General features: G+C 70.7%; 15 protein-coding genes. All 15 read left to right on the forward strand.

Annotation, left to right across the window (positions count from 1 at the left end):
- The first annotated feature begins 59 nt into the window (after nucleotides 1-59).
- The 15 genes from P8A20_RS24110 (at nucleotide 60) to P8A20_RS24180 (ending at nucleotide 23,228) form a co-directional block, all read left to right on the forward strand.
- The gene (locus P8A20_RS24110; protein ID WP_147963421.1) at nucleotides 60-2,681 is read left to right on the forward strand and encodes a valine--tRNA ligase; all 2,622 of its coding nucleotides are present in this window, start codon (nucleotides 60-62) and stop codon (nucleotides 2,679-2,681) included.
- Between the two features lie 122 nt (nucleotides 2,682-2,803).
- Nucleotides 2,804-4,327 carry a bifunctional tetrahydrofolate synthase/dihydrofolate synthase gene (gene folC, locus P8A20_RS24115; protein WP_147963420.1) on the forward strand — a complete coding sequence of 508 codons (1,524 nt, stop codon included), beginning with the start codon at nucleotides 2,804-2,806 and terminating at the stop codon, nucleotides 4,325-4,327.
- A 4-nt stretch (nucleotides 4,328-4,331) separates the two neighbouring features.
- Nucleotides 4,332-4,700 carry a DUF4233 domain-containing protein gene (locus tag P8A20_RS24120; RefSeq protein WP_147963419.1) on the forward strand — a complete coding sequence of 123 codons (369 nt, stop codon included), beginning with the start codon at nucleotides 4,332-4,334 and terminating at the stop codon, nucleotides 4,698-4,700.
- An 86-nt stretch (nucleotides 4,701-4,786) separates the two neighbouring features.
- Nucleotides 4,787-5,200 (forward strand): nucleoside-diphosphate kinase, encoded by a 414-nt coding sequence (gene ndk, locus P8A20_RS24125; protein ID WP_014156293.1) that lies wholly within the window; start codon nucleotides 4,787-4,789, stop codon nucleotides 5,198-5,200.
- Between the two features lie 292 nt (nucleotides 5,201-5,492).
- The gene (locus tag P8A20_RS24130; RefSeq protein WP_031091955.1) at nucleotides 5,493-6,512 is read left to right on the forward strand and encodes a rod shape-determining protein; all 1,020 of its coding nucleotides are present in this window, start codon (nucleotides 5,493-5,495) and stop codon (nucleotides 6,510-6,512) included.
- Nucleotides 6,513-6,632: 120 nt separating this feature from the next.
- Nucleotides 6,633-7,691, forward strand: coding sequence for a rod shape-determining protein MreC (mreC, locus tag P8A20_RS24135; RefSeq protein WP_147963418.1), 1,059 nt, complete (start codon nucleotides 6,633-6,635; stop codon nucleotides 7,689-7,691).
- Nucleotides 7,692-7,702: 11 nt separating this feature from the next.
- The gene (mreD, locus tag P8A20_RS24140) at nucleotides 7,703-8,365 is read left to right on the forward strand and encodes a rod shape-determining protein MreD (protein WP_014156296.1); all 663 of its coding nucleotides are present in this window, start codon (nucleotides 7,703-7,705) and stop codon (nucleotides 8,363-8,365) included.
- A gap of 79 nt (nucleotides 8,366-8,444) precedes the next feature.
- The gene (mrdA, locus tag P8A20_RS24145; protein ID WP_147963417.1) at nucleotides 8,445-10,619 is read left to right on the forward strand and encodes a penicillin-binding protein 2; all 2,175 of its coding nucleotides are present in this window, start codon (nucleotides 8,445-8,447) and stop codon (nucleotides 10,617-10,619) included.
- A complete protein-coding gene (gene rodA / locus P8A20_RS24150) occupies nucleotides 10,619-11,812 on the forward strand; it encodes a rod shape-determining protein RodA (protein WP_147963416.1) in 1,194 nt (397 codons plus the stop codon). The genes mrdA and rodA overlap by 1 nt, the downstream gene beginning before the upstream one ends.
- A gap of 49 nt (nucleotides 11,813-11,861) precedes the next feature.
- Nucleotides 11,862-13,391 (forward strand): CYTH and CHAD domain-containing protein, encoded by a 1,530-nt coding sequence (locus tag P8A20_RS24155; RefSeq protein WP_306104252.1) that lies wholly within the window; start codon nucleotides 11,862-11,864, stop codon nucleotides 13,389-13,391.
- Nucleotides 13,392-13,441: 50 nt separating this feature from the next.
- Complete coding sequence (locus P8A20_RS24160) at nucleotides 13,442-15,367, forward strand: TIGR03960 family B12-binding radical SAM protein (protein WP_147963414.1); 1,926 nt, start codon at nucleotides 13,442-13,444, stop codon at nucleotides 15,365-15,367.
- A gap of 76 nt (nucleotides 15,368-15,443) precedes the next feature.
- Complete coding sequence (locus P8A20_RS24165; RefSeq protein ID WP_306104253.1) at nucleotides 15,444-16,580, forward strand: phosphatidylglycerol lysyltransferase domain-containing protein; 1,137 nt, start codon at nucleotides 15,444-15,446, stop codon at nucleotides 16,578-16,580.
- A gap of 122 nt (nucleotides 16,581-16,702) precedes the next feature.
- A complete protein-coding gene (locus P8A20_RS24170) occupies nucleotides 16,703-17,482 on the forward strand; it encodes a TIGR03936 family radical SAM-associated protein (RefSeq protein WP_147963412.1) in 780 nt (259 codons plus the stop codon).
- Nucleotides 17,483-17,711: 229 nt separating this feature from the next.
- Nucleotides 17,712-21,890, forward strand: a complete 4,179-nt coding sequence (locus P8A20_RS24175) for an Rne/Rng family ribonuclease (protein WP_306104254.1) — start codon at nucleotides 17,712-17,714, stop codon at nucleotides 21,888-21,890.
- Between the two features lie 219 nt (nucleotides 21,891-22,109).
- Nucleotides 22,110-23,228, forward strand: a complete 1,119-nt coding sequence (locus P8A20_RS24180) for a DegT/DnrJ/EryC1/StrS family aminotransferase (RefSeq protein WP_147963410.1) — start codon at nucleotides 22,110-22,112, stop codon at nucleotides 23,226-23,228.
- The last annotated feature ends 33 nt before the right edge of the window (nucleotides 23,229-23,261 follow it).

The following is a 23,261-nucleotide window of genomic DNA, read 5'->3' on the forward strand; positions in this document are numbered from 1 at the left end:
CACCGTTACTCAACAAACCGGTTTCAGTGCACGACTGTGACGCCCCTAAACTGTCTGGCGTGACCGAGAACGCAGCGCAGCAGCCAGCCAGCATCCCCGAACTGCCGACCCAGTACGCGCCGGCCGACGTAGAGGGGAAGCTGTACGAGCGCTGGGTGGAACGCGGTTACTTCGAAGCCGACGAGAACAGCGACAAGCCGCCCTACAGCATCGTCATCCCGCCGCCGAACGTCACCGGATCGCTGCACCTGGGCCACGCCTTCGAGCACACCCTGATCGACGCTCTCGTCCGCCGGAAGCGCATGCAGGGCTTCGAGGCGCTCTACCAGCCGGGCATGGACCACGCCGGGATCGCCACCCAGAATGTCGTCGAGCGCGAGCTCGGCAAGGAGGGCAAGTCCCGTCACGACCTGGGCCGCGAGGCCTTCGTCGAGCGCGTCTGGCAGTGGAAGAACGAGTCCGGTGGTCAGATCTCCGGTCAGATGCGCCGCCTCGGCGAGGGCGTCGCCTGGTCCCGTGAGCGCTTCACGATGGACGAGGGCCTGTCCAAGGCCGTCCAGACCGTCTTCAAGCAGATGTACGACGACGGGCTGATCTACCGCGCCGAGCGCATCATCAACTGGTGCCCCCGCTGTCTCACCGCGATCTCCGACATCGAGGTCGAGTACCAGGAGGACGACGGCGAGCTGGTCTCCATGACGTACGGGGACGGTGACGAGACGATCGTCGTCGCCACCACCCGCGCCGAGACGATGCTCGGTGACACCGCCGTCGCCGTCCACCCCGACGACGAGCGCTACAAGCACCTGGTCGGCAAGCAGATCAAGCTGCCGCTGACGGACCGTACGATCCCCGTCGTCGCCGACCACCACGTCGACCCGGAGTTCGGCACCGGCGCCGTCAAGGTGACGCCGGCGCACGACCCGAACGACTTCGAGATCGGCAGGCGCCACGACCTGCCGTTCCTCACCGTCCTCGACGAGCGCGCGGTCATCACCGTCCCCGGCCCGTTCGAGGGCCTGGACCGGCTGGAGGCCCGCTCCGCCATCGTCGCCGCCCTGCGCGCCGAGGGCCGGATCGTCGCCGAGAAGCGGCCGTACGTCCACTCCGTCGGGCACTGTTCGCGCTGCAAGACCACCATCGAGCCGCGCCTCTCGCTCCAGTGGTGGGTCAAGGTCGCCCCGCTCGCCAAGGCCGCCGGTGACGCGGTCCGCGACGGCAGCGTCAAGATCCACCCGCAGGAGATGGAGAAGCGCTACTTCGACTGGGTCGACAACCTCCACGACTGGACGATCTCGCGCCAGCTCTGGTGGGGCCACCGTATCCCCGTCTGGTACGGACCGAACGGCGAGGTCGTCTGCGTCGGGCCGGACGACGAGGCGCCCTCCGGCGAGGGCTGGACCCAGGACAGCGACGTCCTGGACACCTGGTTCTCCTCGGGCCTGTGGCCGTTCTCCACGCTCGGCTGGCCCGAACAGACCGACAGCCTCGCGAAGTTCTACCCGAACTCCGTCCTGGTCACCGGCTACGACATCCTCTTCTTCTGGGTCGCCCGGATGATGATGTTCGGCCTGTACGTCAACGACGGCGTCCCGCCGTTCGGAACCATCGTCCTGCACGGCATGGTCCGCGACGAGCACGGCAAGAAGATGTCGAAGTCCTTCGGCAACGTGGTCAATCCGCTGGACTGGATGGACAAGTACGGCTCTGACGCCCTGCGCTTCACCCTCGCGCGCGGCGCCAACCCGGGCACCGACGTGCCGATCGGGGAGGAATGGGTCCAGGGCTCGGCGAAGTTCTCCAACAAGATCTGGAACGCCACCCGCTTCGCCCTGATGAACGGCGCCACGATCGAGGGTGAACTGCCCCCGGTCGAGGAGATGTCGGTCACCGACCGCTGGATCCTGTCCAGGCTCAACAAGACCGTCGCGGACGTCGACGCCTTCTACGACGACTTCCAGTTCGCCAGGATCAGTGAGTCCCTGCGCCACTTCGCCTGGGACGAGGTCTTCGACTGGTACGTCGAGCTCTCCAAGACCACCTTCTTCGCGGGGGGCCGCCCGGCCGAGGTCTCGGGCCGGGTCCTCGGCGAGGTCCTGGACGTGATGCTGAGGCTGCTGCACCCGATCGTCCCGTTCGTCACGGAGGCGCTGTGGACCGCGCTCACCGGGCGCGAGTCCATCGTCATCGCCGAGTGGCCCGGCGACTCCGGCTTCCGCGACGACGCGGCCGAGAAGGAGATCGAGCTCGTCCAGCAGGTCGTCACGGAGGTCCGCCGCTTCCGTAACGACCAGGGCCTCCAGCCCGGCCAGAAGGTCCCGGCCGAGCTGACCCTGACGGGCACGGCTCTCGCCCCGCACGAGGCCGCCATCCGCCAGCTGCTGCGCCTGCAGCCCGCCGGCGAGGGCTTCCACGCCACGGCCACGCTTCCGGTCGCCGGCGCCACGGTCGGCCTCGACCTCTCCGGCACCATCGACGTCGAGGCCGAGCGCAAGCGCCTGACGAAGGACCTGGGCGCCGCCGAGAAGGAGAAGGCCCAGGCCAACGGGAAGCTCGGCAACGAGGCCTTCCTGGCGAAGGCCCCGGACAACGTGGTCGACAAGATCCGTGGCCGGCTCGCCAAGGCGGACGCCGACATCGAGCGGATCAGCGCCCAGCTGGCGAACCTGCCGAAGGGCTGATGACCTGAGTGCGGAGCCCCCGCGCCCCCGACCGACCGGGAGCGCGGGGGCTCCGCCGTGCCCGGGGGAGCGCGGCACCGGGCGCTGCGCGCGATGTCCGCGGCCATCCGTAGACTGGCCCTGTGAGTGAGCCCCGCCCTTCAGACCGGCACGACGCGTCCGATCCCGACGACACCTTCGCGGAGATCGTCGACGAGGAGACCCAGCGCGATCCCGACCTGGCGGTGATCGAGGCCGGGAGCCGCACGCTGCGCACCCAGTCGGGACCGCCCCAGGGTGAGGCGGTCCCCGACCGCCCCGCCGACCCCGAGACCGACCGGGCGCTGCGCGAGGTGGAGCAGGAGCTCGCCGGCCGCTGGGGCGAGACCAAGCTCGAGCCGTCGGTGACCCGTATCGCGGCCCTGATGGACGTGCTGGGTGAGCCCCAGCGCGCCTACCCCTCGATCCACATCACGGGGACGAACGGCAAGACCAGCACGGCCCGCATGATCGAGGCCCTGCTGAACGCCCTCGACCTGCGCACCGGCCGCTACACCTCCCCGCACGTCCAGTCGATCACCGAGCGGATCAGCCTGGACGGCGCCCCGATCGACGCCGAGCGTTTCATCGAGACGTACAACGACGTCAAGCCGTACATCGAGATGGTCGACGCCCAGCAGCCCTACCGGCTCTCGTTCTTCGAGGTGCTGACGGGCATGGCGTACGCGGCCTTCGCCGACGCGCCGGTCGACGTCGCGGTCGTCGAGGTCGGTATGGGAGGCACCTGGGACGCGACGAACGTCATCGACGCCACGGTCGCCGTCGTCACCCCCATCTCGCTGGACCACACCGACCGCCTCGGCTCCACCCCCGCCGAGATCGCAGGCGAGAAGTCCGGCATCGTCAAGCAGGACGCGACGGTGATCCTGGCGCAGCAGCCGGTCGACGCCGCGCAGGTCATGCTGAAGAAGGCCGTCGAGGTGGACGCCACGGTCGCCCGCGAGGGCATGGAGTTCGGCATCGTCTCCCGCGAGATCGCGGTCGGCGGCCAGCTGCTGACCCTGCGGGGCCTGGGCGGCGAGTACGACAACATCTTCCTGCCGCTCTACGGGGCGCACCAGGCGCACAACGCCCTGGTCGCGCTGGCCGCCGTCGAGGCGTTCTTCGGCATCGGCGCGGAGCAGGCCCGCAGTCTGGACGTGGAGGCGGTCCGCAAGGCCTTCCTCTCCGTCCTCTCGCCGGGCCGTCTGGAGGTCGTCAGGTCCAGCCCGACCGTCGTGCTGGACGCGGCGCACAACCCGGCCGGCGCACTCGCCGCAGCCGAGGGGATCTCCGAGGCGTTCAGCTTCTCCCGGCTCATCGGCGTCGTCGGCACGAGCGGCGACAAGGACGTCCGGGGGCTCCTCGAAGCCTTCGAGCCGATCTTCGCCGAGATCGTCGTCACCCAGAACTCCAGCCCGCGCGCCATGGACGCGGACGAGCTCGCGGCCGTCGCCGTCGAGGTCTTCGGCAACGAACGCGTCCAGGTCGAGCCGCGCCTCGACGACGCCCTGGAGGCGGCGATCACCCTCGCCGAGGAAGAGGCCGAATACGCGGGCGCCGGGGTCCTGGTGACCGGATCCGTGATCACGGTCGGCGAGGCCCGGCTGCTTCTGGGAAGGCGCTGACCCTGTGCGTACGCTCTGTGCTTCGACGCTGATCGGCGAATTCTTCGTCATCGGCTTCGCCGGGCTCGTGGCGATGAAGTCCGACGACATGTCCATGGCCACGGTCTGGACGGTCTGCGGCATCGGCATGCTGCTCTCCGTCCTGCTCTGCGGTGTGATCACCCGCCCCGGCGGCGTCCAGCTCGGCTGGGGGCTCCAGATCCTGCTGGTGCTGAGCGGCTTCTTCGTCCCGATGATGTTCATCCTCGGAGTGATCTTCGCCGCGCTGTGGTGGGCCTCGGTCCACTACGGCCGCAGGATCGACGAGGCCAAGGCGCGATGGGCGGCCCAGGCCGAGGCGCAGGAGAGCGCGGAGGCTCCGGCCCAAGGATGACGCAGCGTGAGCCCGGTCGCGGACCGGCCGGCGTACCCCTGTAATCTCGCCCTCACCCGCACCCGAAAGTCTCCAAGGAGCCGCACATGACTCAGCGCACCCTCGTCCTTCTCAAGCCCGACGCCGTCCGGCGTGGGCTGATCGGCGAGATCGTCGGCCGCATCGAACGCAAGGCAGGCTGGACGATCACCGCGCTGGAGCTGCGCACGCTCGACCAGGAGACGCTGGAGCAGCACTACGGCGAGCACAAGGGCCGCCCGTTCTACGAGCCGCTCGTCGAGTTCATGGCCTCCGGCCCCGTCGTCGCTCTTGTGGCCGAAGGCGAGCGGGTGATCGAGGGCGTCCGTGCCCTGGCCGGTCCCACCGACCCGATCGCCGCCGCGCCCGGCTCGATCCGCGGTGACTTCGGCACGATCACCCGGGAGAACCTCATCCACGCCTCGGACTCCGAGGAGTCCGCAGAGCGAGAACTCAAGCTTTTCTTTCCCGGGCTTTCCTGACTTCGGCTCCGCCAATCAGCGCTCATGACCTGGGGCGACCGAAGTAATTCGGTCGCCCTTCGGCATAGGGTCACGTATCGCGGGAACGCATCCCTCCGACGTAACGTCACCATGGGTGGAACGGGCAGCCGTTCCGCCCGCCACGGCGAAGGACCCTCGCGCTGTGTCCGTGCATACGGCACTACGATGGAAGCTTCCACGCCCGCAGCGCCAACCTCGCCTACCTAGAACAAGCCATTCTTCGCTTCCTGGGAAGGCCCGACGCATCCTCATGGGGAACAAGGGGAACTCAATGTCGTTCATCGGCCGTGACATGGCTATCGACCTCGGGACTGCCAACACGCTGGTGTACGTCAGGGGGCGCGGCATCGTTCTGAACGAGCCGTCCGTCGTGGCCATCAACACCAACACCGGCGGAATCCTGGCGGTCGGTTCCGAGGCCAAGAAGATGATCGGCCGCACGCCGGGCAACATCGTTGCCGTGCGGCCTCTGAAGGACGGCGTGATCGCCGACTTCGAGATCACGGAGCGCATGCTCCGCTACTTCATCCTCAAGATCCACAAGCGCCGCTACCTGGCCCGCCCGCGGGTCGTCGTCTGTGTGCCCTCCGGCATCACAGGGGTCGAGCGACGCGCCGTCATCGAGGCGTCGACGCAGGCGGGCGCGCGTCAGGTGCACATCATCGAGGAGCCCATGGCCGCGGCCATCGGCTCAGGTCTGCCCGTCCACGAGGCCACCGGCAACATGGTCGTCGACATCGGTGGCGGCACCACCGAGGTCGCCGTGATCTCGCTCGGCGGAATCGTCACTGCCCAGTCGATCCGGGTCGCCGGTGACGAACTGGACAACGCGATCATCCAGCACATCAAGAAGGAGTACTCCCTCCTCCTCGGCGAGCGGACCGCCGAACAGATCAAGATCACGATCGGCTCGGCGTTCGAGATGGAGAAGGACGAGCACACCGAGATCCGCGGCCGCGACCTGGTCTCGGGCCTGCCCAAGACCGTCGTCATCTCCGCCACCGAGGTCCGCAAGGCCATCGAGGAGCCGGTCAACGCGATCGTCGACGCCGTGAAGACGACGCTCGACAAGTGCCCGCCGGAGCTCTCGGGCGACGTGATGGACCGCGGCATCGTCCTCACCGGCGGCGGCGCGCTCCTGCGCGGACTCGACGAGCGGCTGCGCCACGAGACGGGCATGCCGATCCACATCGCCGAGGACCCGCTGGACTCGGTGGCCCTCGGATCCGGGAAGTGCGTCGAGGAGTTCGAGGCGCTCCAGCAGGTGCTGGACGCCCAGCCCCGGCGGTAGGAACCGCGACGTTCCGCCGTACGGGCACTGCCGTCCCGTACGGCGGAACGTCGGTATAAAGGCACCAACATTTCGAATACAGGCACGAACATTCCGACGAGGAAGGCACGGCCGCCGCACGTGAGGGACACACGAGAGAGCCGGCTGCTCCTGGTGCTGCTGATCGCCATCGCATTCGCCCTGATCACGGTGGACATCCGCGGTGGCGAGGAGTCACCGGTGGACGGAGCCCGGCAGGCCGCGGCCACGGTCTTCGGACCGGTCGAGAACGGCGTCGCGGCGGCGGTGGACCCGGTGGGCAACGCCATCGGCGCCGTACGGGACTCCGGTGACCGGCACGACCGGATCGCGGCTCTGGAGCACGAGAACGCCGCGCTGAAGACCAAGCTCGGCAGCGACGACCGCAACACCAGCAAGGTCCGTCAGCTCGACACCATGCTGAAGAGCGCCGGGGCCGGCCAGTTCGGCATCAAGGCCGCCCAGGTCATCGCCATAGGAGCGGCCCAGGGCTTCTCCTGGACCATCACCATCGACGCCGGGGCCGAGGACGGTCTCCAGCGCGACATGACCGTACTGAACGGCGAAGGGCTCGTCGGGCGGGTCACCACCGTCGGTCCGAACACCGCGACCGTCCTGCTCGCCAACGACCCCGACTTCACCGTGGGCACCCGGCTGGAGAAGACGGACGAACTCGGCTTCGCCACGGGACAGGGGGCCCGGCCGCTCTCGGTCCAGTTCCTCAACGGCAAGGCCGACGTGAAGAAGGGCGACCGGCTGGTCACCTTCGGGTCCAGCAAGGACAAGCCCTTCGTCCCGGGGGTGCCCGTCGGCGAGGTCGTCCGTGTCGACCCCTCGGGCGGCGACCTGACCCGGACGGTCTACGTCCGCCCGTTCGTCGGCTTCACCAAGCTCGACATCGTGGGCATCGTCGTCCAGGCGCCCCGCGAGAACCCCCGTGACATGGTCCTCCCCGCGCAGCCCAAGAAGCCGGAGAAGCCCAAGCCCACCCCGACGGTCACCGTCACCGCCCAGCCGAACGGCGACCTCGTCGACAGCAACGGGAAGGTCGTCGGGAACATCAACGAGGAGCCCGGCTCCTCCGCCTCCCCGGGCGCTTCACCGAACGCCTCCGGCAACGCCGACCCGGCCGCCGGTGACGCGGCGAACGAGCAGGAATAGAGCTGATCCCCATGCGTATCAACAGGATGCTGCTCTCCGTCGCCCTGGTCGTGGTCGCCCTCGTCATCCAGGTGTCCGTCCTCGCCCGGCTCCAGCTCCCCGGCGCCACGCCCGACCTGCTGCTCCTCGTCGTCCTCGGACTCGCCTTCGTGTACGGGCCCGTCAGCGGCGCCCTGATCGGCTTCGGCGCGGGCCTCCTCGCCGACCTGGCACCGCCCGCCGACCACGCGGCCGGTCGCTACGCCCTGGTGCTCTGCGTCATCGGCTACGTCGCCGGCATGACGCGCCCCGACAACGGCCGGCTCAAGTCGGCCTTCACCCCGATGGCCTTCGTCGTCGTCGCGGCACTCGGGTCCACCCTGCTGTACGCGGGTGTCGGCTCCCTCGTCGGCGACACGGCCGCCCGCCACGTGGGCCTGGGCAGTCTGCTGTTCACCGCCGTCGTGTACGACCTGCTCCTCGCGCCGTTCACCGTTCCGCTGATCATGGCGCTCGCCAGACGCACCGAGAACGACCCGGTCGCCGACAGTTCCGGCAGCGGTGACGTCGCCGCCGGCTGGCTGGCCTCGGGCACCGGGCTGCGGATCGGGAACCAGCGGAACGGGATGCGCCTGAGGGCGGCCCGCAGCCGCGCCGCACGTGCAGGCAGGATCAAGGGGGTCAAGCGACTGTGAGCCCGTACCGGCACCGGACGAGCACCGGGGGCGTCGACCCCCGGACCCCCGGCCGACCCACCACCACCGGGGGCGCCCCGTGAGCAACATTCCGGAGACGGGCCGGACCCAGCGGGTCCAGATCCGTCTCGTCGTCATCCAGGTCCTCGTGTTCTCCCTGCTCCTGACGCTCGGCGGACGGCTCTGGTACCTCCAGATCCGCAACGGTCAGGAGTACACCGACGAGGCCAAGAACAACCACGTCCAGCAGGTCGTGCAGCCCGCTGTCCGCGGTGCCATCCTCGACGCGCGCGGGGTGCCCCTCGCCGACAACGAGACCCGCCTCGTCGTCTCCGCCAGCCGCACCGAGCTGATGAAGATGAAGGACGACGGCGTCGGCGTCCTCAACCGCCTGGCCGACGTCCTGGACATGAAGCCCAAGGACGTCCAGGACAAGGTCAGGCTCTGCGACGCCAAGACCCCGCAGCCCTGCTGGAACGGCTCGCCCTACCAGCCGATCCCGGTCACCGACGAGGCCACCACCCAGCAGGCCCTCACGATCCGCGAGCGCGCCGAGGACTTCCCCGGCATCACCGCCGAACCCACCGCCGTGCGCCGCTACGCCGCACCCGGCAAGGCCAACACCGCGCAGGTCCTCGGCTACCTCTCGCCCGTCACGGACGAAGAGGTCACCAAGGCGCAGGACAGCGACTCGCCCTACCTCCGCTCCGACCAGGTCGGCCGCTCCGGCCTGGAGCGTACGTACGACAAGGAACTGCGCGGCAAGGCCGGTGTCACCCGCTACGAGGTCGACAACCTCGGCCGCGTCATCGGCCAGGCCCAGAACGACGAGGCCGAAGCCGGCTCCAGCGTCGTCACCTCCATCGACGCACGGGTCCAGGCCGTCGCCGAGTACGAGCTGAACAAGGCCATGGAGACGGCCCGCAAGGAGATGGACCGCAACACCAACGAGCTGTACAAGGCCGACTCCGGGGCCGTCGTCGTCATGGAGGCCAAGACCGGCCGCATCGTGTCCATGGCGTCCCTGCCGACGTACGACCCCAACGCCTGGATCGGCGGCATCTCCGCCAAGGACTACGCGAAGCTCACCGGCAAGAAGTCCAACTTCCCGCTGCTGAACCGGGCCATCCAGGGCACGGCCGCACCCGGGTCGATCTTCAAGGTCGTCTCCTCGACCGCGGCGGTCAACGCCGGGTACCCGTTCGACGGGAACTACCCCTGCCCCAGCTCGTACTCCATCGGCGGACAGGTCTTCAAGAACTTCGAGTCCCAGGGCTACGGCAGCATCAGCATCGGGCGCGCCCTGGAGGTCTCCTGCGACACGGTCTACTACGGCCTGGCGCACAAGGAATGGGCCAAGGACGGCGGCAACAAGCCGAAGAAGGACCCCGCCGACTGGTTCTACAGGACGGCCCACCAGTTCGGGCTCGGCAAGGAGACCGGCATCGACCTCCCCAACGAGGTCGCCGGCCGCGTTCCGGACCGCAAGTGGAAGCAGGACTTCTACGACGTCAACAAGGCGTCCTGGTGCAAGCAGGGCAAGAAGGACGGCACGTACGTCGAGAAGATCGCGTACGAAGGCTGCCTCGAGGGCAACAAGATGCGCGCCGGTGACTCCGTCAACTACTCGATCGGCCAGGGCGACACGCTCGTCACTCCGATCCAGATGGCGACCATCTACGCCGCGATCTCCAACGGCGGCACCCTCTACGACCCGACCGTCGGCAAGGCGATCGTCAGCGGCGACGGCAGGACCGTCCAGGAGATCGCGCCGCAGGCCCACGGCAAGCTCCCCTTCAAGGGAGACACGCGCGACGAGATAGACGAAGCCCTCGCGGGAGTCGCGACCCGGGGCAGCGCCGCCTGGAGGTTCGGCGGATGGCCCCAGGACAAGATCCCGATGCACGCCAAGACGGGCACGGCCGAGGTCTACGGCAAGCAGACGACCTCGTGGTTCGCCACGTACACCAAGGACTACTCGATCGTCATGACGATCTCCCAGGGTGGTACGGGCTCCGGCGCCTCCGGCCCCGCCGTGCGCAACATCTACAACGCGCTCTACGGGCTCGACGCCAGCGGCAAGCAGGACATCAAGAAGGCGCTGCTTCCCCAGCCCCAGAAGGCACTGCCCAAGATCAAGCCCGACGGCCAGATCGAGTCGCCCAAGATCAAGCCGTACGTCCCCGCGCCCGTCGACGACGGCACGCAGGCTCTTGCGGGTGCCCTGCCGGCGACCGTCGGGAGGCGTGACTGATGGCCGGATTCTCCGTCTCGCGCTACGGCCCCGAGGAACGCTCCGTCTGGGCCAGGCTCACCGCCCGCGACTCGGTCGTGCGGCGGCTGGACTGGCCCCTGCTCGGATCGTCCCTCGCGCTGTCCTTCGTCGGCTCGCTGCTGGTCTGGTCGGCGACCCGTGGCCGGGATTCCCTCACCCACGGCGATCCGTACTTCTTCCTCTTCCGGCACGCGCTCAACACGGGCATCGGCCTCGCGCTGATGATCGGCACCATCTGGCTCGGGCACCGCACCCTGCGGGGAGCGGTGCCGGTCCTCTACGGGCTGTCGGTCCTGCTCGTCCTCGCGGTCCTCACCCCGCTGGGCGCCACCGTCAACGGGGCGCACGCCTGGATCCTCCTGCCCGGCGGCTTCTCCCTCCAGCCCTCCGAGTTCACCAAGATCACGATCATCCTCGGCATGGCGATGCTGCTCGCCGCCCGCGTCGACGCGGGTGACCAGCTGCACCCCGACCACCGGACCGTCGCCAAGGCGCTCGGACTGGCGCTCGTCCCGATGGCCGTCGTCATGCTGATGCCCGACCTCGGCTCGGTCATGGTCATGGCCGTCATCGTGCTCGGCGTCCTCCTCGCATCCGGCGCGTCCAACCGCTGGGTCTTCGGGCTTCTCGGCGCGGGCGCGGCCGGCGGGGTGGCCGTCTGGCAGCTCGGCGTCCTCGACGACTACCAGATCGCCCGCTTCGCGGCCTTCGCCAACCCGGCACTCGATCCGGCGGGTGTCGGCTACAACACCAACCAGGCCCGCATCGCCATCGGCTCCGGCGGGCTCACCGGCACCGGACTCTTCAACGGGTCACAGACGACGGGCCAGTTCGTCCCGGAACAGCAGACCGACTTCGTCTTCACCGTCGCGGGCGAGGAACTCGGCTTCCTCGGAGCCGGGCTGATCATCGTCCTCCTCGGCGTCGTCCTGTGGCGCGCCTGCCGTATCGCCCGCGGGACGACCGAGCTCTACGGCACGATCGTGGCCGCCGGCATCATCGCCTGGTTCGCCTTCCAGTCCTTCGAGAACATCGGGATGACCCTCGGGATCATGCCGGTGGCCGGACTGCCCCTGCCGTTCGTGTCGTACGGAGGCTCGTCGATGTTCGCCGTCTGGGTGGCGATCGGGCTGCTCCAGTCGATCAAGGTGCAACGGCCGATGTCGGCCTGAGGTTCGCCCAGCCCTGCATGTTCCGGGGCATCGCGGATAGATTCGTCATATGGCGGACTCGAAGCGTGAGGTCGAGCGGAAGTACGAAGCGACTCCTGAGACCCGGCTGCCGGACCTGACCCGTGCGGCCGGGATCTCGGCCGTCGTCCACCGGGGGCTCGGCGAACTCGACGCCGTCTACTACGACACCGCGGACCTCCGGCTCGCCGCGGACTCCCTGACGCTCCGGCGCAGGACCGGCGGTGACGACGCCGGCTGGCACCTCAAGATCCCCGTCTCCGCCGACGTACGCGAGGAGATCCGGGCGCCGCTCACCGACGCCCTGCCGCCCGGCCTCGGTGATCTGCTCCGCTCCCGTGTGCGCCGGACCCCGGTGGACCCCGTGGTCCGGATCCTCTCCGCACGGGACGTCCACCACCTCCTCGACGCGGACGGCGCCCTTCTCGCCGAGGTGAGCATCGACGAGGTCCTCGCGGAACGCCTGACCGAGGAGGGGCACGGTGCCACCGCGGCGTGGACCGAGATGGAGGTCGAACTGGCCGACGACGCCGACCCCGCCCTCCTCGACGCCGTCGAGCGCCGGCTGCGCAAGGCCGGGATCCGGCCGTCGGCCGCGCCCTCCAAGCTGTCCAGGGCCCTGGCCGAGACCGCCCCGGGCAAGCCGCGGCGCAAGGAGAAGAAGGAACCCGCCCCGCGCACCGCCGGTGATCACGTACTCGCCTACGTACGCCGCCAGGTCACGGCCCTGGTCGAGCTCGACCCCGCCGTACGCCGTGACCTGCCCGACAGTGTCCACCGCATGCGGGTCGCCACGCGCCGGCTGCGCAGTGCCCTCAGGACGTACCGGAAGGTGCTCGACCGGAGCGTCACCGACCCGCTCCGCGACGAACTGAAATGGCTCGCCGCCGAGCTGGGCGTCGACCGCGACCAGGAGGTCCTCGACGCACGGCTGAGCTCCCGTGTCGCCGCGCTGCCGGGGACCCTGGTCCTGGGACCCGTGGAGGCCCGGCTGCGGATCACCTCCGTGGCCCGGCGCACCGGTTCGCGCAGGCGGGTGGCCTCCGTGCTCGACGCGGAGCGCTACCTGACGCTGCTGGACGCGCTGGACGGTCTCCTCGCCGACCCGCCGCTGCGTCCCGATGCGGCGCGGGCACCGCGGGCCACCCTGCCCCGCGCCGTTCTCAAGGACTACGAACGCCTCGCCACGCGCGTAGGGAACGCCCTGGGCCTGCCCGCGGGCGAGGAGCGCGACACCGCCATGCACGAGGCGCGCAAGGCCGCCAAACGCGTCCGCTACGCCGCCGAGGCCGCCAGGCCGGCCCTGGGCAAGCCGGCCAAGAGGTTCGCCAGGCGGATGAAGTCCGTGCAGTCGGTCCTCGGCGACCACCAGGACAGCGTCGTCGCGCGCGACGCCCTGCGCACCCTGGCCGTCCAGGCGCACGGCGCGGGGGAGTCAGCCTTCACCTGGGGACTCCTGTACGGCCGGGAGGAAGCGACGGCGGAGGCACGGGAACGCGAGCTGCCCGAGGTCTGGGCGCGGGCGTCCCGCCCAGGACCGCGCGCGGCGCTGGAAGGTTGAGCACCGGGTTACGCTTGATGGTCACCCCTGCCAGCTACGAAGGTCCTCAGATGTCTGCCGAGTCGGTCTTCCCGCAGCTCGAAGCTCTGCTCCCGCATGTGCAGAAGCCCATCCAGTACGTCGGCGGTGAGCTGAACTCCACCGTCAAACCGTGGGACGAATGCGACGTCCGCTGGGCACTCATGTACCCGGACGCCTACGAGGTCGGACTGCCCAACCAGGGCGTCATGATCCTGTACGAGGTGCTCAACGAACGCGAGGGCGTCCTCGCCGAGCGCACGTACAGCGTGTGGCCGGACCTCGAGGAGCTGATGCGCGAGCACAAGGTGCCGCAGTTCACCGTGGACAGCCACCGCCCCGTCGGCGCCTTCGACGTGTTCGGCCTCAGCTTCTCCACCGAGCTGGGCTACACCAACATGTTCACGGCCCTGGACCTCGCGGGCATCCCGCTGGAGTCCAAGGACCGCACCGTCGACCACCCGATCGTTCTGGCGGGCGGCCACGCCGCCTTCAACCCCGAGCCGATCGCGGACTTCATCGACTGCGCGGTCATCGGCGACGGCGAGCAGGCCGTCCTGGAGATCACCGAGATCATCCGCGCCTGGAAGGCCGAGGGCCGCCCCGGCGGCCGGGAGGAGGTGCTGTTCCGCCTCGCGAGGACGGGCGGCGTCTACGTTCCCGGCTTCTACGACGTCGAGTACCTGCCCGACGGCCGCATCGGCCGTGTGGTGCCCAACAAGTCCGGTGTGCCGTGGCGCGTGTCCAAGCACACCGTGATGGACCTCGACGAATGGCCGTACCCGAAGCAGCCGCTCGTCCCCCTCGCCGAGACGGTCCACGAGCGGATGTCCGTGGAGATCTTCCGCGGCTGCACCCGCGGCTGCCGTTTCTGCCAGGCCGGCATGATCACGCGCCCCGTGCGGGAGCGAAGCATCACCGGCATCGGCGAGATGGTGGAGAAGGGTCTCAAGGCCACCGGCTTCGAGGAGGTCGGGCTCCTGTCGCTCTCCTCCGCGGACCACACCGAGATCGGTGAGATCGCCAAGGGCCTCGCCGACCGTTACACGGACGACAAGATCGGGCTCTCGCTGCCCTCCACCCGCGTCGACGCCTTCAACGTGGACCTGGCCAACGAGCTGACCCGCAACGGCCGCAGGTCAGGCCTCACCTTCGCCCCCGAGGGCGGCTCCGAGCGCATGCGCAAGGTCATCAACAAGATGGTCTCGGAGGAGGACCTGATCCGTACGGTCTCCACCGCGTACGGCAACGGCTGGCGCCAGGTGAAGCTGTACTTCATGTGCGGTCTGCCCACCGAGACCGACGAGGACGTCCTCCAGATCGGTGACATGGCGGTCAACGTGATCGCCAAGGGCCGTGAGGTCTCCGGGCAGAACGACATCCGCTGCACCGTCTCCATCGGCGGCTTCGTGCCCAAGCCCCACACCCCGTTCCAGTGGGCCCCGCAGCTCAGCGCCGAGGACACCGACGCCCGGCTGAAGAAGCTCCGGGACAAGATCCGCGACGACAAGAAGTACGGCCGTTCCATCGGCTTCCGCTACCACGACGGCAAGCCCGGCATCGTGGAGGGACTGCTCTCCCGCGGCGACCGCCGCGTCGGCGCCGTCATCCGCGAGGTCTACGAGTCCGGCGGCCGTTTCGACGGCTGGCGCGAGCACTTCAGCTACGACCTGTGGATGAGGAGCGCCGAGAAGACGCTGCCCGCCTTCGGCGTGGACGTCGACTGGTACACCACCCGCGAGCGGACCTACGAGGAGGTCCTGCCCTGGGACCACCTGGACTCCGGCCTCGACAAGGACTGGCTCTGGGAGGACTGGCAGGACTCGCTCGACGAGACCGAGGTCGAGGACTGCCGCTGGACCCCCTGCTTCGACTGCGGCGTGTGCCCGCAGCTGGACCTGGACATCCAGATCGGCCCCACGGGCAAGAAGCTCCTGCCGCTGACCGTCGTGAAGTAGGCCCCTTCGGGTGACAGACCGGTGACGAACGCCCGGCCCGGGAAACCCTGGGCCGGGCGTTCGCGTCATTCCCCGCATGGACCTCGAGAAGCAGCACCGCACACCGGCGCCGTACGAAGGCGGGGAGGGCTGTCTGACGGTCCTGGTCAGAATCCCGGTGCGGATCGTGGTGCTGGTCCTGGTCCTGCCCGTGCGCATGCTGTGGGACCTCCTCACCGCGGGCGGCCGCGTCCTGCAGCGGGTACTGCTCCGCCCCCTGGGACGGGCGCTGGAGTGGCTGTACGACCAGGTGTTCGCCCCGGTCGGCAGGGCCCTCACGTGGCTGACCGTGGCTCTTCTCGTGTGGCCCTGGGTGGGCCTGTGGCGGTACGTCGCCGTCCCGGTCGCCCGCTACGGGGTCGCGCTCCCGCTGGTGTGGCTGTACGAGAACCTGCTGACCCCGCTCGGGCACGGCCTGCGATGGACCTACGCCAGGCTGCTCGTGCCGGCGGTGTCCGGACTCGTCACCTTCTTCCTGGTGTGGCCGGCCATCGGCGTGTGGCGGTACCTCCTGCGGCCTTCGGGCATCGCGGCGGACTGGCTCGTCACCCACCTGTTCCTCCTGCCCCTCTCCTTGGTGTACCGGTACGTGCTGACCCCGGTGGGCCTCGGGGCCGCGTGGGCGGCGGAGATGATCGGGCGGGGCCTCGCGGCTGTCGGGCGGGGGACGTGGGCCGGTGTGGTGTGGCTGGTCATGACGCTGCTCGTTCGGCCCCTCGTATGGCTCCACCGGCGGGTCCTCGCCCCGGTGGGCCGGGAGATCGCGGCGGCCTTCGGCGTCGCCTGGCGGGTGGCCGGCTTCGTGTCGCGCGCCGTCGGCCGGGCACTGGCATGGCTGGCCCGGCACCTGGTCGGTGCGCCGGTGGCCTGGGCCTACCGCACCCTGTGCACACCGGTGGGCCACTTCCTGCGCGACGCGGTCTGGGCCCCGACCCGGCGCGCCGCGGCGGAGGCGGCACGCGCAGCCCGCGGCGTCCTGGCCTCGGCGCGGGAGACACTCCGCTCCGCGCGCCGGGACGCCTGGCGCGCTCTGGTCGGAGCACCGCAGGTCACGGACGCGCGGGAACTCGGAGGGTCCGCTGCGCGTACCCTGGGTAGGACAACGACTGTCCCCAGCGCGGCGCCCGCGCCCGAGATCTCCCTGCTCGCCGACAAAACCGTCGAGCGGGGGTGAGCCGGAGCGGCACCCCGGGGCACCCCGTATTTCGTGGGCGGCTCGCCGACGCGGCCGCCCCGCACCGAGGAGAAGAACCACTGGGCAAGCGACAGCCCGAAGGCCCGCCGCCCGCACCGGCGGTGCAGCGCATCCGACTGCGCTACACCAAGCGGGGCCGCCTCCGGTTCACCAGTCACAGAGACTTCCAGCGTGCCTTCGAGCGGGCGCTGCGCCGCTCCGAGGTGCCCATGGCCTACTCGGCCGGTTTCACCCCGCACCCGAAGGTGTCGTACGCCAACGCCGCCCCCACGGGTACGGGAAGCGAGGCCGAGTTCCTGGAGATCGCCCTCACCGAGGCGCGGGATCCGGACGTCCTCCGCGAACTGCTCGACGCGTCGATGCCCGACGGGCTCGACGTCGTCGACGCCGTGGAGGCCCGTACCTCCGGCCTCGCCGACCGGCTGACCGCCTCCGTATGGGAGATGCGGCTGGACGGCGTACCGGTCGAGGATGCGGAGAAGGCCGTCACCGCCTTCATGGACGCCGAGACCGTCGAGGTCCAGCGCCGTGCCAAGAACGGCATGAGGACCTTCGACGCCCGTGCCGCCGTCGTCGGTCTGCAGGCCCTTGATCCACAGCCTGATAGGTCCGGGGACGGGCCCTGTGCGATACTGCGGCTGGTAGTGCGGCACGTGACACCTGCCGTGCGACCCGACGACGTCCTGTCCGGTCTCCGAGCTGTGGCCGACCTAACGCCGCCGGTCCCCGCTGCGGTGACCAGGCTGGCGCAGGGGCTCTTCGACGAGGAGTCCGGCACGGTGACCGACCCGCTCGCGCCCGACCGCGAGGCAGCCCCGGCCGTTACCACGGCCGATCCGGCAGCCGCCGCGACGGCGCCTGAAGGTGCAGGTTCCGCGTAAGGCGGTCGTTGTAGCGCAGCCCTTGGACTCGGGAGCCACCTGGGTCGGGCCGCGCACCGCCCCATAAGACTTTCGCCAGGCCGTGCGTAGCGCGTACGGAACCGGCGAGCCAGACATCAGCTCCCGTGCGGCGCCCGCGCCCCGGACGGCGGTAGCGCGTACATCACGCGCATCGCGTCGGACCGGAATCAGGCGTGGCGCCCGGGAGCGCGACGGGAGAACCGCCCGCATGCACGAGCCGAACGAAGCCGGTACCACCGGAAACCCCGCGAACGCGGAGGACAACAACGCCCCCGGGGACAAGCTGCCGCCGCGCCGCAGGCGCCGCGCCGCCTCCCGCCCCGCGGGCCCGCCGGGTACGGCCGCCCCCGAGGACGTCACCCCTGCCGTACCGGCCGCCGACGTCGTAACACCCGAGCCCGAAGCCGAGGCCGCGCCGCCGGCGCGTCCGCGTCGTCGTGCGGTCCGTAAGGCGACCGCTCCGGCGGGTGCGCCGCAGGCCGCCGAGGTCGTGGAGCCGGTCGCCGAGACCGCTCCGGCCGAGCAGGAGGCCGAGGAGACCACCGAGGCGGCCGAGGCCGCGCCGCCGGCGCGTCCGCGTCGTCGTGCGGTCCGTAAGGCGACCGCTCCGGCGGGTGCGCCGCAGGCCGCCGAGGTCGTGGAGCCGGTCGCCGAGACCGCTCCGGCCGAGGAAGAGGCCGAGGAGACCACCGAGGCCCCCGTCGCGGAGGCCCCCCGCGGCCGTCGCCGCGCCACACGTAAGGCCACCTCTCCCGCGGGCGCGCCCCGGTCCGCCGAGACCGTCACGCAGGAAACCGCCGTGGCCGAGCCCGTGAAGGCTCCCGAGGCCGAGGCCGAGCCCGAGGTCGCTGCCGAGCCCGTGGCCGCCCCGCGAGGCCGTCAGCGCCGCCGGGCGTCGGCTCCGGCCGGTGCGCCGCAGGGTGCGCAGGCCGCCGAGGCCCCGGCCGAGACCGTCACCGAGCCGGTGACCGAGCCCGCCGTCGAGCCTGCCCGCGAGGAAGAGCCCGCCCGCGAGGAGGAGCCCGCCGAGTCCGCGCCGCCGGCGCGTACCCGTCGCCGCGCCTCCCGTAAGGCGAGCGCGCCGGCCGGTTCCCCGCAGCCCGCCGAGGAGGCCGCCGAGGTCGCCGCCGAGAAGGCCGAGAGTCTTCCCGCCGCCGTCGCCGAGGAGCTGGCCACCGAGACCGAGCAGGTCGAGGAGGCCGCGCCGCGAGGCCGTCAGCGCCGCCGGGCCACCGCCGCCGCGGGCCGTCCCGAATTCACCGGCAAGGCCGAGGAGCCCGCCCGCAAGGGCCGTCGCGCGGCGCGCCCCGCCGTGGCCGTGTTCCAGGCCCCGGTCTTCGCCGAGCCGATGTTCCAGACCCCGGAGACCGCCGCTGCCGCGGCCGCCGCCGCGGGCCCCGCCACCGCGTACGACGAGAGCGACGAGGCCGAGGAGCAGCGGACCGCCGATCGCGCGCCGCGCAAGGCCGAGCAGCCCGCCGAGGCCGCGCCCGCCGAGTCCGAGTCCGCACCTCAGGGTGGTTCGCGCCGTCGTCGCCGCCGTCGTGGCGAGGCCGTCGAGACCGAGCCGGCCGCCACCCCGGTCACGCTTCCGGCCGAGCAGCCCGCCGTCACCGCCGAGGACGAGCAGGAGTCCGAGACGGACGCCGAGCACGAGGGCGACGAGACGGACGAGTACGGGGACCGGCCCTCGCGCCGTCGCCGTCGTGGTGGCCGCCGTCGCCGTCGCGGTGAGGCCAACGACATGGACGACGCGGAGCACCAGGACGACAGCGCCGCTGACCACTCCGAGGACGAGCCGCAGCAGTCGCAGGACGACGACGAGGACGACGAGCACGAGTCCGCGTCGGGCTCCAGCAGCAGCCGTCGCCGCCGTCGCCGTCGCCGTCGCAGCGGGGACGCCTCCGGTGAGGACACCGCCACGGGCACGGACGACCCGGAGCGCACCGTCGTCAAGGTCCGTGAGCCCCGCAAGAAGGAGGCCGAGCGCGAGCCCGGCACCGGCTTCGACGAGGTCCAGTCCATCAAGGGCTCGACCCGTATGGAGGCCAAGAAGCAGCGCCGCCGCGAGGGGCGTGAGCAGGGCCGCCGTCGCGTCCCGATCATCACCGAGGCCGAGTTCCTGGCCCGCCGTGAGGCCGTCGAGCGTGTCATGGTCGTCCGCCAGAGCGGCGAGCGCACCCAGATCGGCGTCCTCGAGGACAACGTGCTCGTCGAGCACTACGTCAACAAGGAGCAGGCGACCAGCTACGTCGGCAACGTCTACCTGGGCAAGGTGCAGAACGTACTGCCTTCCATGGAGGCCGCGTTCGTCGACATCGGCAAGGGCCGCAACGCCGTCCTGTACGCGGGCGAGGTCAACTTCGAGGCACTCGGCATGGCCCACGGGCCGCGCCGTATCGAGACCGCGCTGAAGTCCGGCCAGTCCGTCCTCGTCCAGGTGACGAAGGACCCGATCGGCCACAAGGGCGCCCGCCTGACCAGCCAGGTCTCGCTGCCCGGCCGTTACCTGGTCTACGTGCCCGAGGGCTCGATGACCGGCATCAGCCGCAAGCTGCCCGACACCGAGCGCGCCCGGCTGAAGACGATCCTCAAGAAGATCGTCCCCGAGGACGCGGGCGTCATCGTGCGCACCGCCGCCGAGGGCGCGAGCGAGGACGAGCTGCGCCGTGACGTCGAGCGGCTGCAGCAGCAGTGGGAAGAGATCCAGAAGAAGGCGAAGAGCACCAGCAGCTCCAACGCGCCGACCCTGCTCTACGGCGAGCCGGACATGACCGTCCGGGTCGTCCGGGACATCTTCAACGAGGACTTCTCGAAGGTGATCGTCAGCGGTGACGACGCCTGGGAGACCATCCACGGCTATGTCTCGCACGTGGCGCCGGACCTGACGGACCGCCTCTCGCGCTGGACGTCCGAGGTCGACGTCTTCGCGACGTACCGCATCGACGAGCAGCTGATGAAGGCGCTGGACCGCAAGGTCTACCTGCCGAGCGGCGGCTCCCTGGTGATCGACAAGACCGAGGCGATGGTGGTCGTCGACGTCAACACCGGCAAGTTCACCGGCCAGGGCGGAAACCTCGAGGAGACCGTCACCAAGAACAACCTGGAGGCGGCCGAGGAGATCGTGCGCCAGCTGCGGCTGCGCGACCTCGGCGGCATCGTCGTCGTCGACTTCATCGACATGGTGCTGGAGTCCAACCGGGACCTGGTCCTGCGGCGGCTCCTGGAGTGCCTGGGACGCGACCGCACGAAGCACCAGGTCGCCGAGGTCACGTCGCTGGGCCTGGTCCAGATGACCCGCAAGCGGGTGGGCCAGGGCCTGCTGGAGTCCTTCTCCGAGACCTGTGTCCACTGCAACGGGCGCGGTGTGATCGTCCACATGGAGCAGCCCACGTCCGCGGGCGGCGGTGGCGGCAAGCGGTCCAAGAAGCGCGGCCGTGGCGCCGGGCACGAGCACGAGCACGGCCAGGAGCACGCGCACGCCGAGCAGCCGGCCGAGGTCGAGACCGAGGCCGAGGTGGCCGCCGAGGTCGCCGCCCCGGTGGCCCTGCCCGAGCCGGAGTTCGTGGCCGACGAGGAGCTGTACAGCAGCGCGGCCGAGGCCGAGGCTGCCGCGACGCGCGGCCGTGGCCGCCGGCGCGCGACCCGCAAGGCGACGGCTCCGGCCGGCGCTCCCGCCCGTGTCGCCGAGACCGCTCCTGCCGCCGAGACCGCTCCCGCGGCCCCGGTGGCCGAGGAGAAGCCGCAGCCCGAACCGGTCGCCGAGGCACCGGTGGAGGCTCCCGCCGCCGAGGCCGAGGCAGCGCCCCCGGCACGTACGCGTCGCAGGGCGACCCGCAAGGCGACCGCTCCGGCGGGCTCGCCCAAGCAGGCCGACGTGACGCCTCCGGTGCAGCCGGCCGAGCCCGCGGCGGAGCCCGTCGCGGTCGAGGACCCGGTCGTCGAGGCCCCCGCGGCCCCGGCTCCCGCGCCTTCGGAGGACACCAAGGCGTCCGAGGCCCCGGCTGCCGACGAGGAGTCCGCTCCCGCCGCCCCGCCGCGTGCCCGCCGCCGGGTGACCCGCAAGGTCACCGCACCGGCCGGGTCGCCTGCCGGGACCGAGGAGGCGGCGGCCGTGGTCGTCGCGGACACCGGATCCGACACGCCCGGGACCGCCGGAGCCGAGGAAGCGGAATCGGAAGCCCCGGTCAAGAAGACCGCGGCGCGGAAGACCGCGAAGAAGGCCACGGCCAAGAAGGTGGCGGCCAAGAAGACCGCCACCAAGACGGTCGCGAAGAAGACCGCCGCCAAGAAGACGACGAAGAAGGCACCGGCGAGGAAGACCGTCGCCGCCGAGCAGTCGTCGCCCTCCGCAGCCGCTTCCGCGCGTACGGGGGAGAGCGAGTGACCGTTCCCCCGACGGCCGTCTGACGCTCGTCCGCACGCATGTGTCCCGCCCCGAGAACTTCGGGGCGGGACACATGCGTTTCACCGGCCGTCCTCGCGACGGACGGCCGCGGCCGCTCATTTCCTGCGCCCCATATGTCTGATGTGTCATTATTCGACGCATCCCTGGTGTGGCAGGGCGAGAGGCGCGCGAACGGCGCACTCGTCAAGGAGGGCGTCGATGACGAACACCAACCAGCAGCCTGTTCCAGCAGCCAGTCCCGTCATCGGAGAGGCCGAGATCGCGGCCGCGGTCCGTGTGATGCGAAGCGGCCGTGTCGTGCAGGGCCCCGAGGTCGCCGCCTTCGAGGAGGAGTTCTCCGGCCTGGTGGGCGGACGGCACTGCGTCGCGGTCAACTCCGGCACCTCGGCCCTGTACCTGCTCCTGCTCGCCCTGGGCATCGGCAGGGGCGACGAGGTGATCGTCCCCTCCTTCTCCTTCGCGGCGTCCGCGAACGCGGTACGCCTGACCGGCGCGGAGGTCGTGTTCGCCGACATCGAACCGGACAGCTTCGGCCTCGACCCGGCCGCGGTGGAAGCCGCGGTCACACCACGCACCGCGGCGGTCATGCCGGTGCACCTCTACGGTCACCCGGCGGCGATGGACCGGCTGACGCGCGTCGCCGGAAAGCACCGCCTCGCCGTGGTCGAGGACGCCTGCCAGGCGCACGCCGCCGCCCTGAACGGCACCCCCGTCGGCGCCTTCGGCACGGGCGGTGCCTTCAGCTTCTACCCGACCAAGAACATGCACGCCCTGGAGGGCGGCATGGTCACCACGGGAGACGCGGAACTCGCGCGCACCCTGCGCCTGCTGCGCAACCAGGGCATGGAACAGCGCTACGCCAACGAGATCGTCGGTGCCAACATGCGGATGACCGACGTGTCCGCCGCCGTCGGCCGGGTACAGCTCACCAGGATCGGGGCCTGGACCGAGCAGCGCAGGGCCAACGCCGCCCACCTCGACGCGGACATCACCGTCCCCGGGGTCACCACGCCGCCCGTCGCCGAGGGCGCCCGCCACGTCTACCACCAGTACACCGTGCGCGTCCCCGGGGTCCGGGACGCCGCGATGGCGGAGCTCGCCGAGGCGGGCATCGGCCACGCGGTCTACTACCCGACGCCGATCCACCGTCTGAAGCCCTACTGGGAGCCGGACCAGAAGGCGGGCCGCTTCTGGGACCTCCCCGAGACCGAGCGGGCCGCCGCCGAGGTCGTCTCCCTGCCCGTGCACCCCTCCCTCACGGCGGAGGACCTGAAGCGTGTGGCAGCCGCCGTCAACGCCCTGGAGGTAATCCTGTGAACGCCGGACTGCGGGCCGGTCTGATCGGTCTCG

This window comes from Streptomyces sp. Alt3, from assembly GCF_030719215.1.
GTDB classification, from domain to species: Bacteria; Actinomycetota; Actinomycetes; order Streptomycetales; family Streptomycetaceae; genus Streptomyces; species Streptomyces glycanivorans.

Coding starts and splice junctions, on each gene's coding strand:
- ndk (WP_014156293.1), top strand. CDS start 4,787: ATGACTCAGCGCACCCTCGTCCTTCTCAAGCCCGACGCCGTCCGGCGT.
- P8A20_RS24130 (WP_031091955.1), top strand. CDS start 5,493: ATGTCGTTCATCGGCCGTGACATGGCTATCGACCTCGGGACTGCCAAC.
- mreD (WP_014156296.1), top strand. CDS start 7,703: ATGCGTATCAACAGGATGCTGCTCTCCGTCGCCCTGGTCGTGGTCGCC.
- rodA (WP_147963416.1), top strand. CDS start 10,619: ATGGCCGGATTCTCCGTCTCGCGCTACGGCCCCGAGGAACGCTCCGTC.
- P8A20_RS24155 (WP_306104252.1), top strand. CDS start 11,862: ATGGCGGACTCGAAGCGTGAGGTCGAGCGGAAGTACGAAGCGACTCCT.
- P8A20_RS24160 (WP_147963414.1), top strand. CDS start 13,442: ATGTCTGCCGAGTCGGTCTTCCCGCAGCTCGAAGCTCTGCTCCCGCAT.
- P8A20_RS24165 (WP_306104253.1), top strand. CDS start 15,444: ATGGACCTCGAGAAGCAGCACCGCACACCGGCGCCGTACGAAGGCGGG.
- P8A20_RS24175 (WP_306104254.1), top strand. CDS start 17,712: ATGCACGAGCCGAACGAAGCCGGTACCACCGGAAACCCCGCGAACGCG.
- P8A20_RS24180 (WP_147963410.1), top strand. CDS start 22,110: ATGACGAACACCAACCAGCAGCCTGTTCCAGCAGCCAGTCCCGTCATC.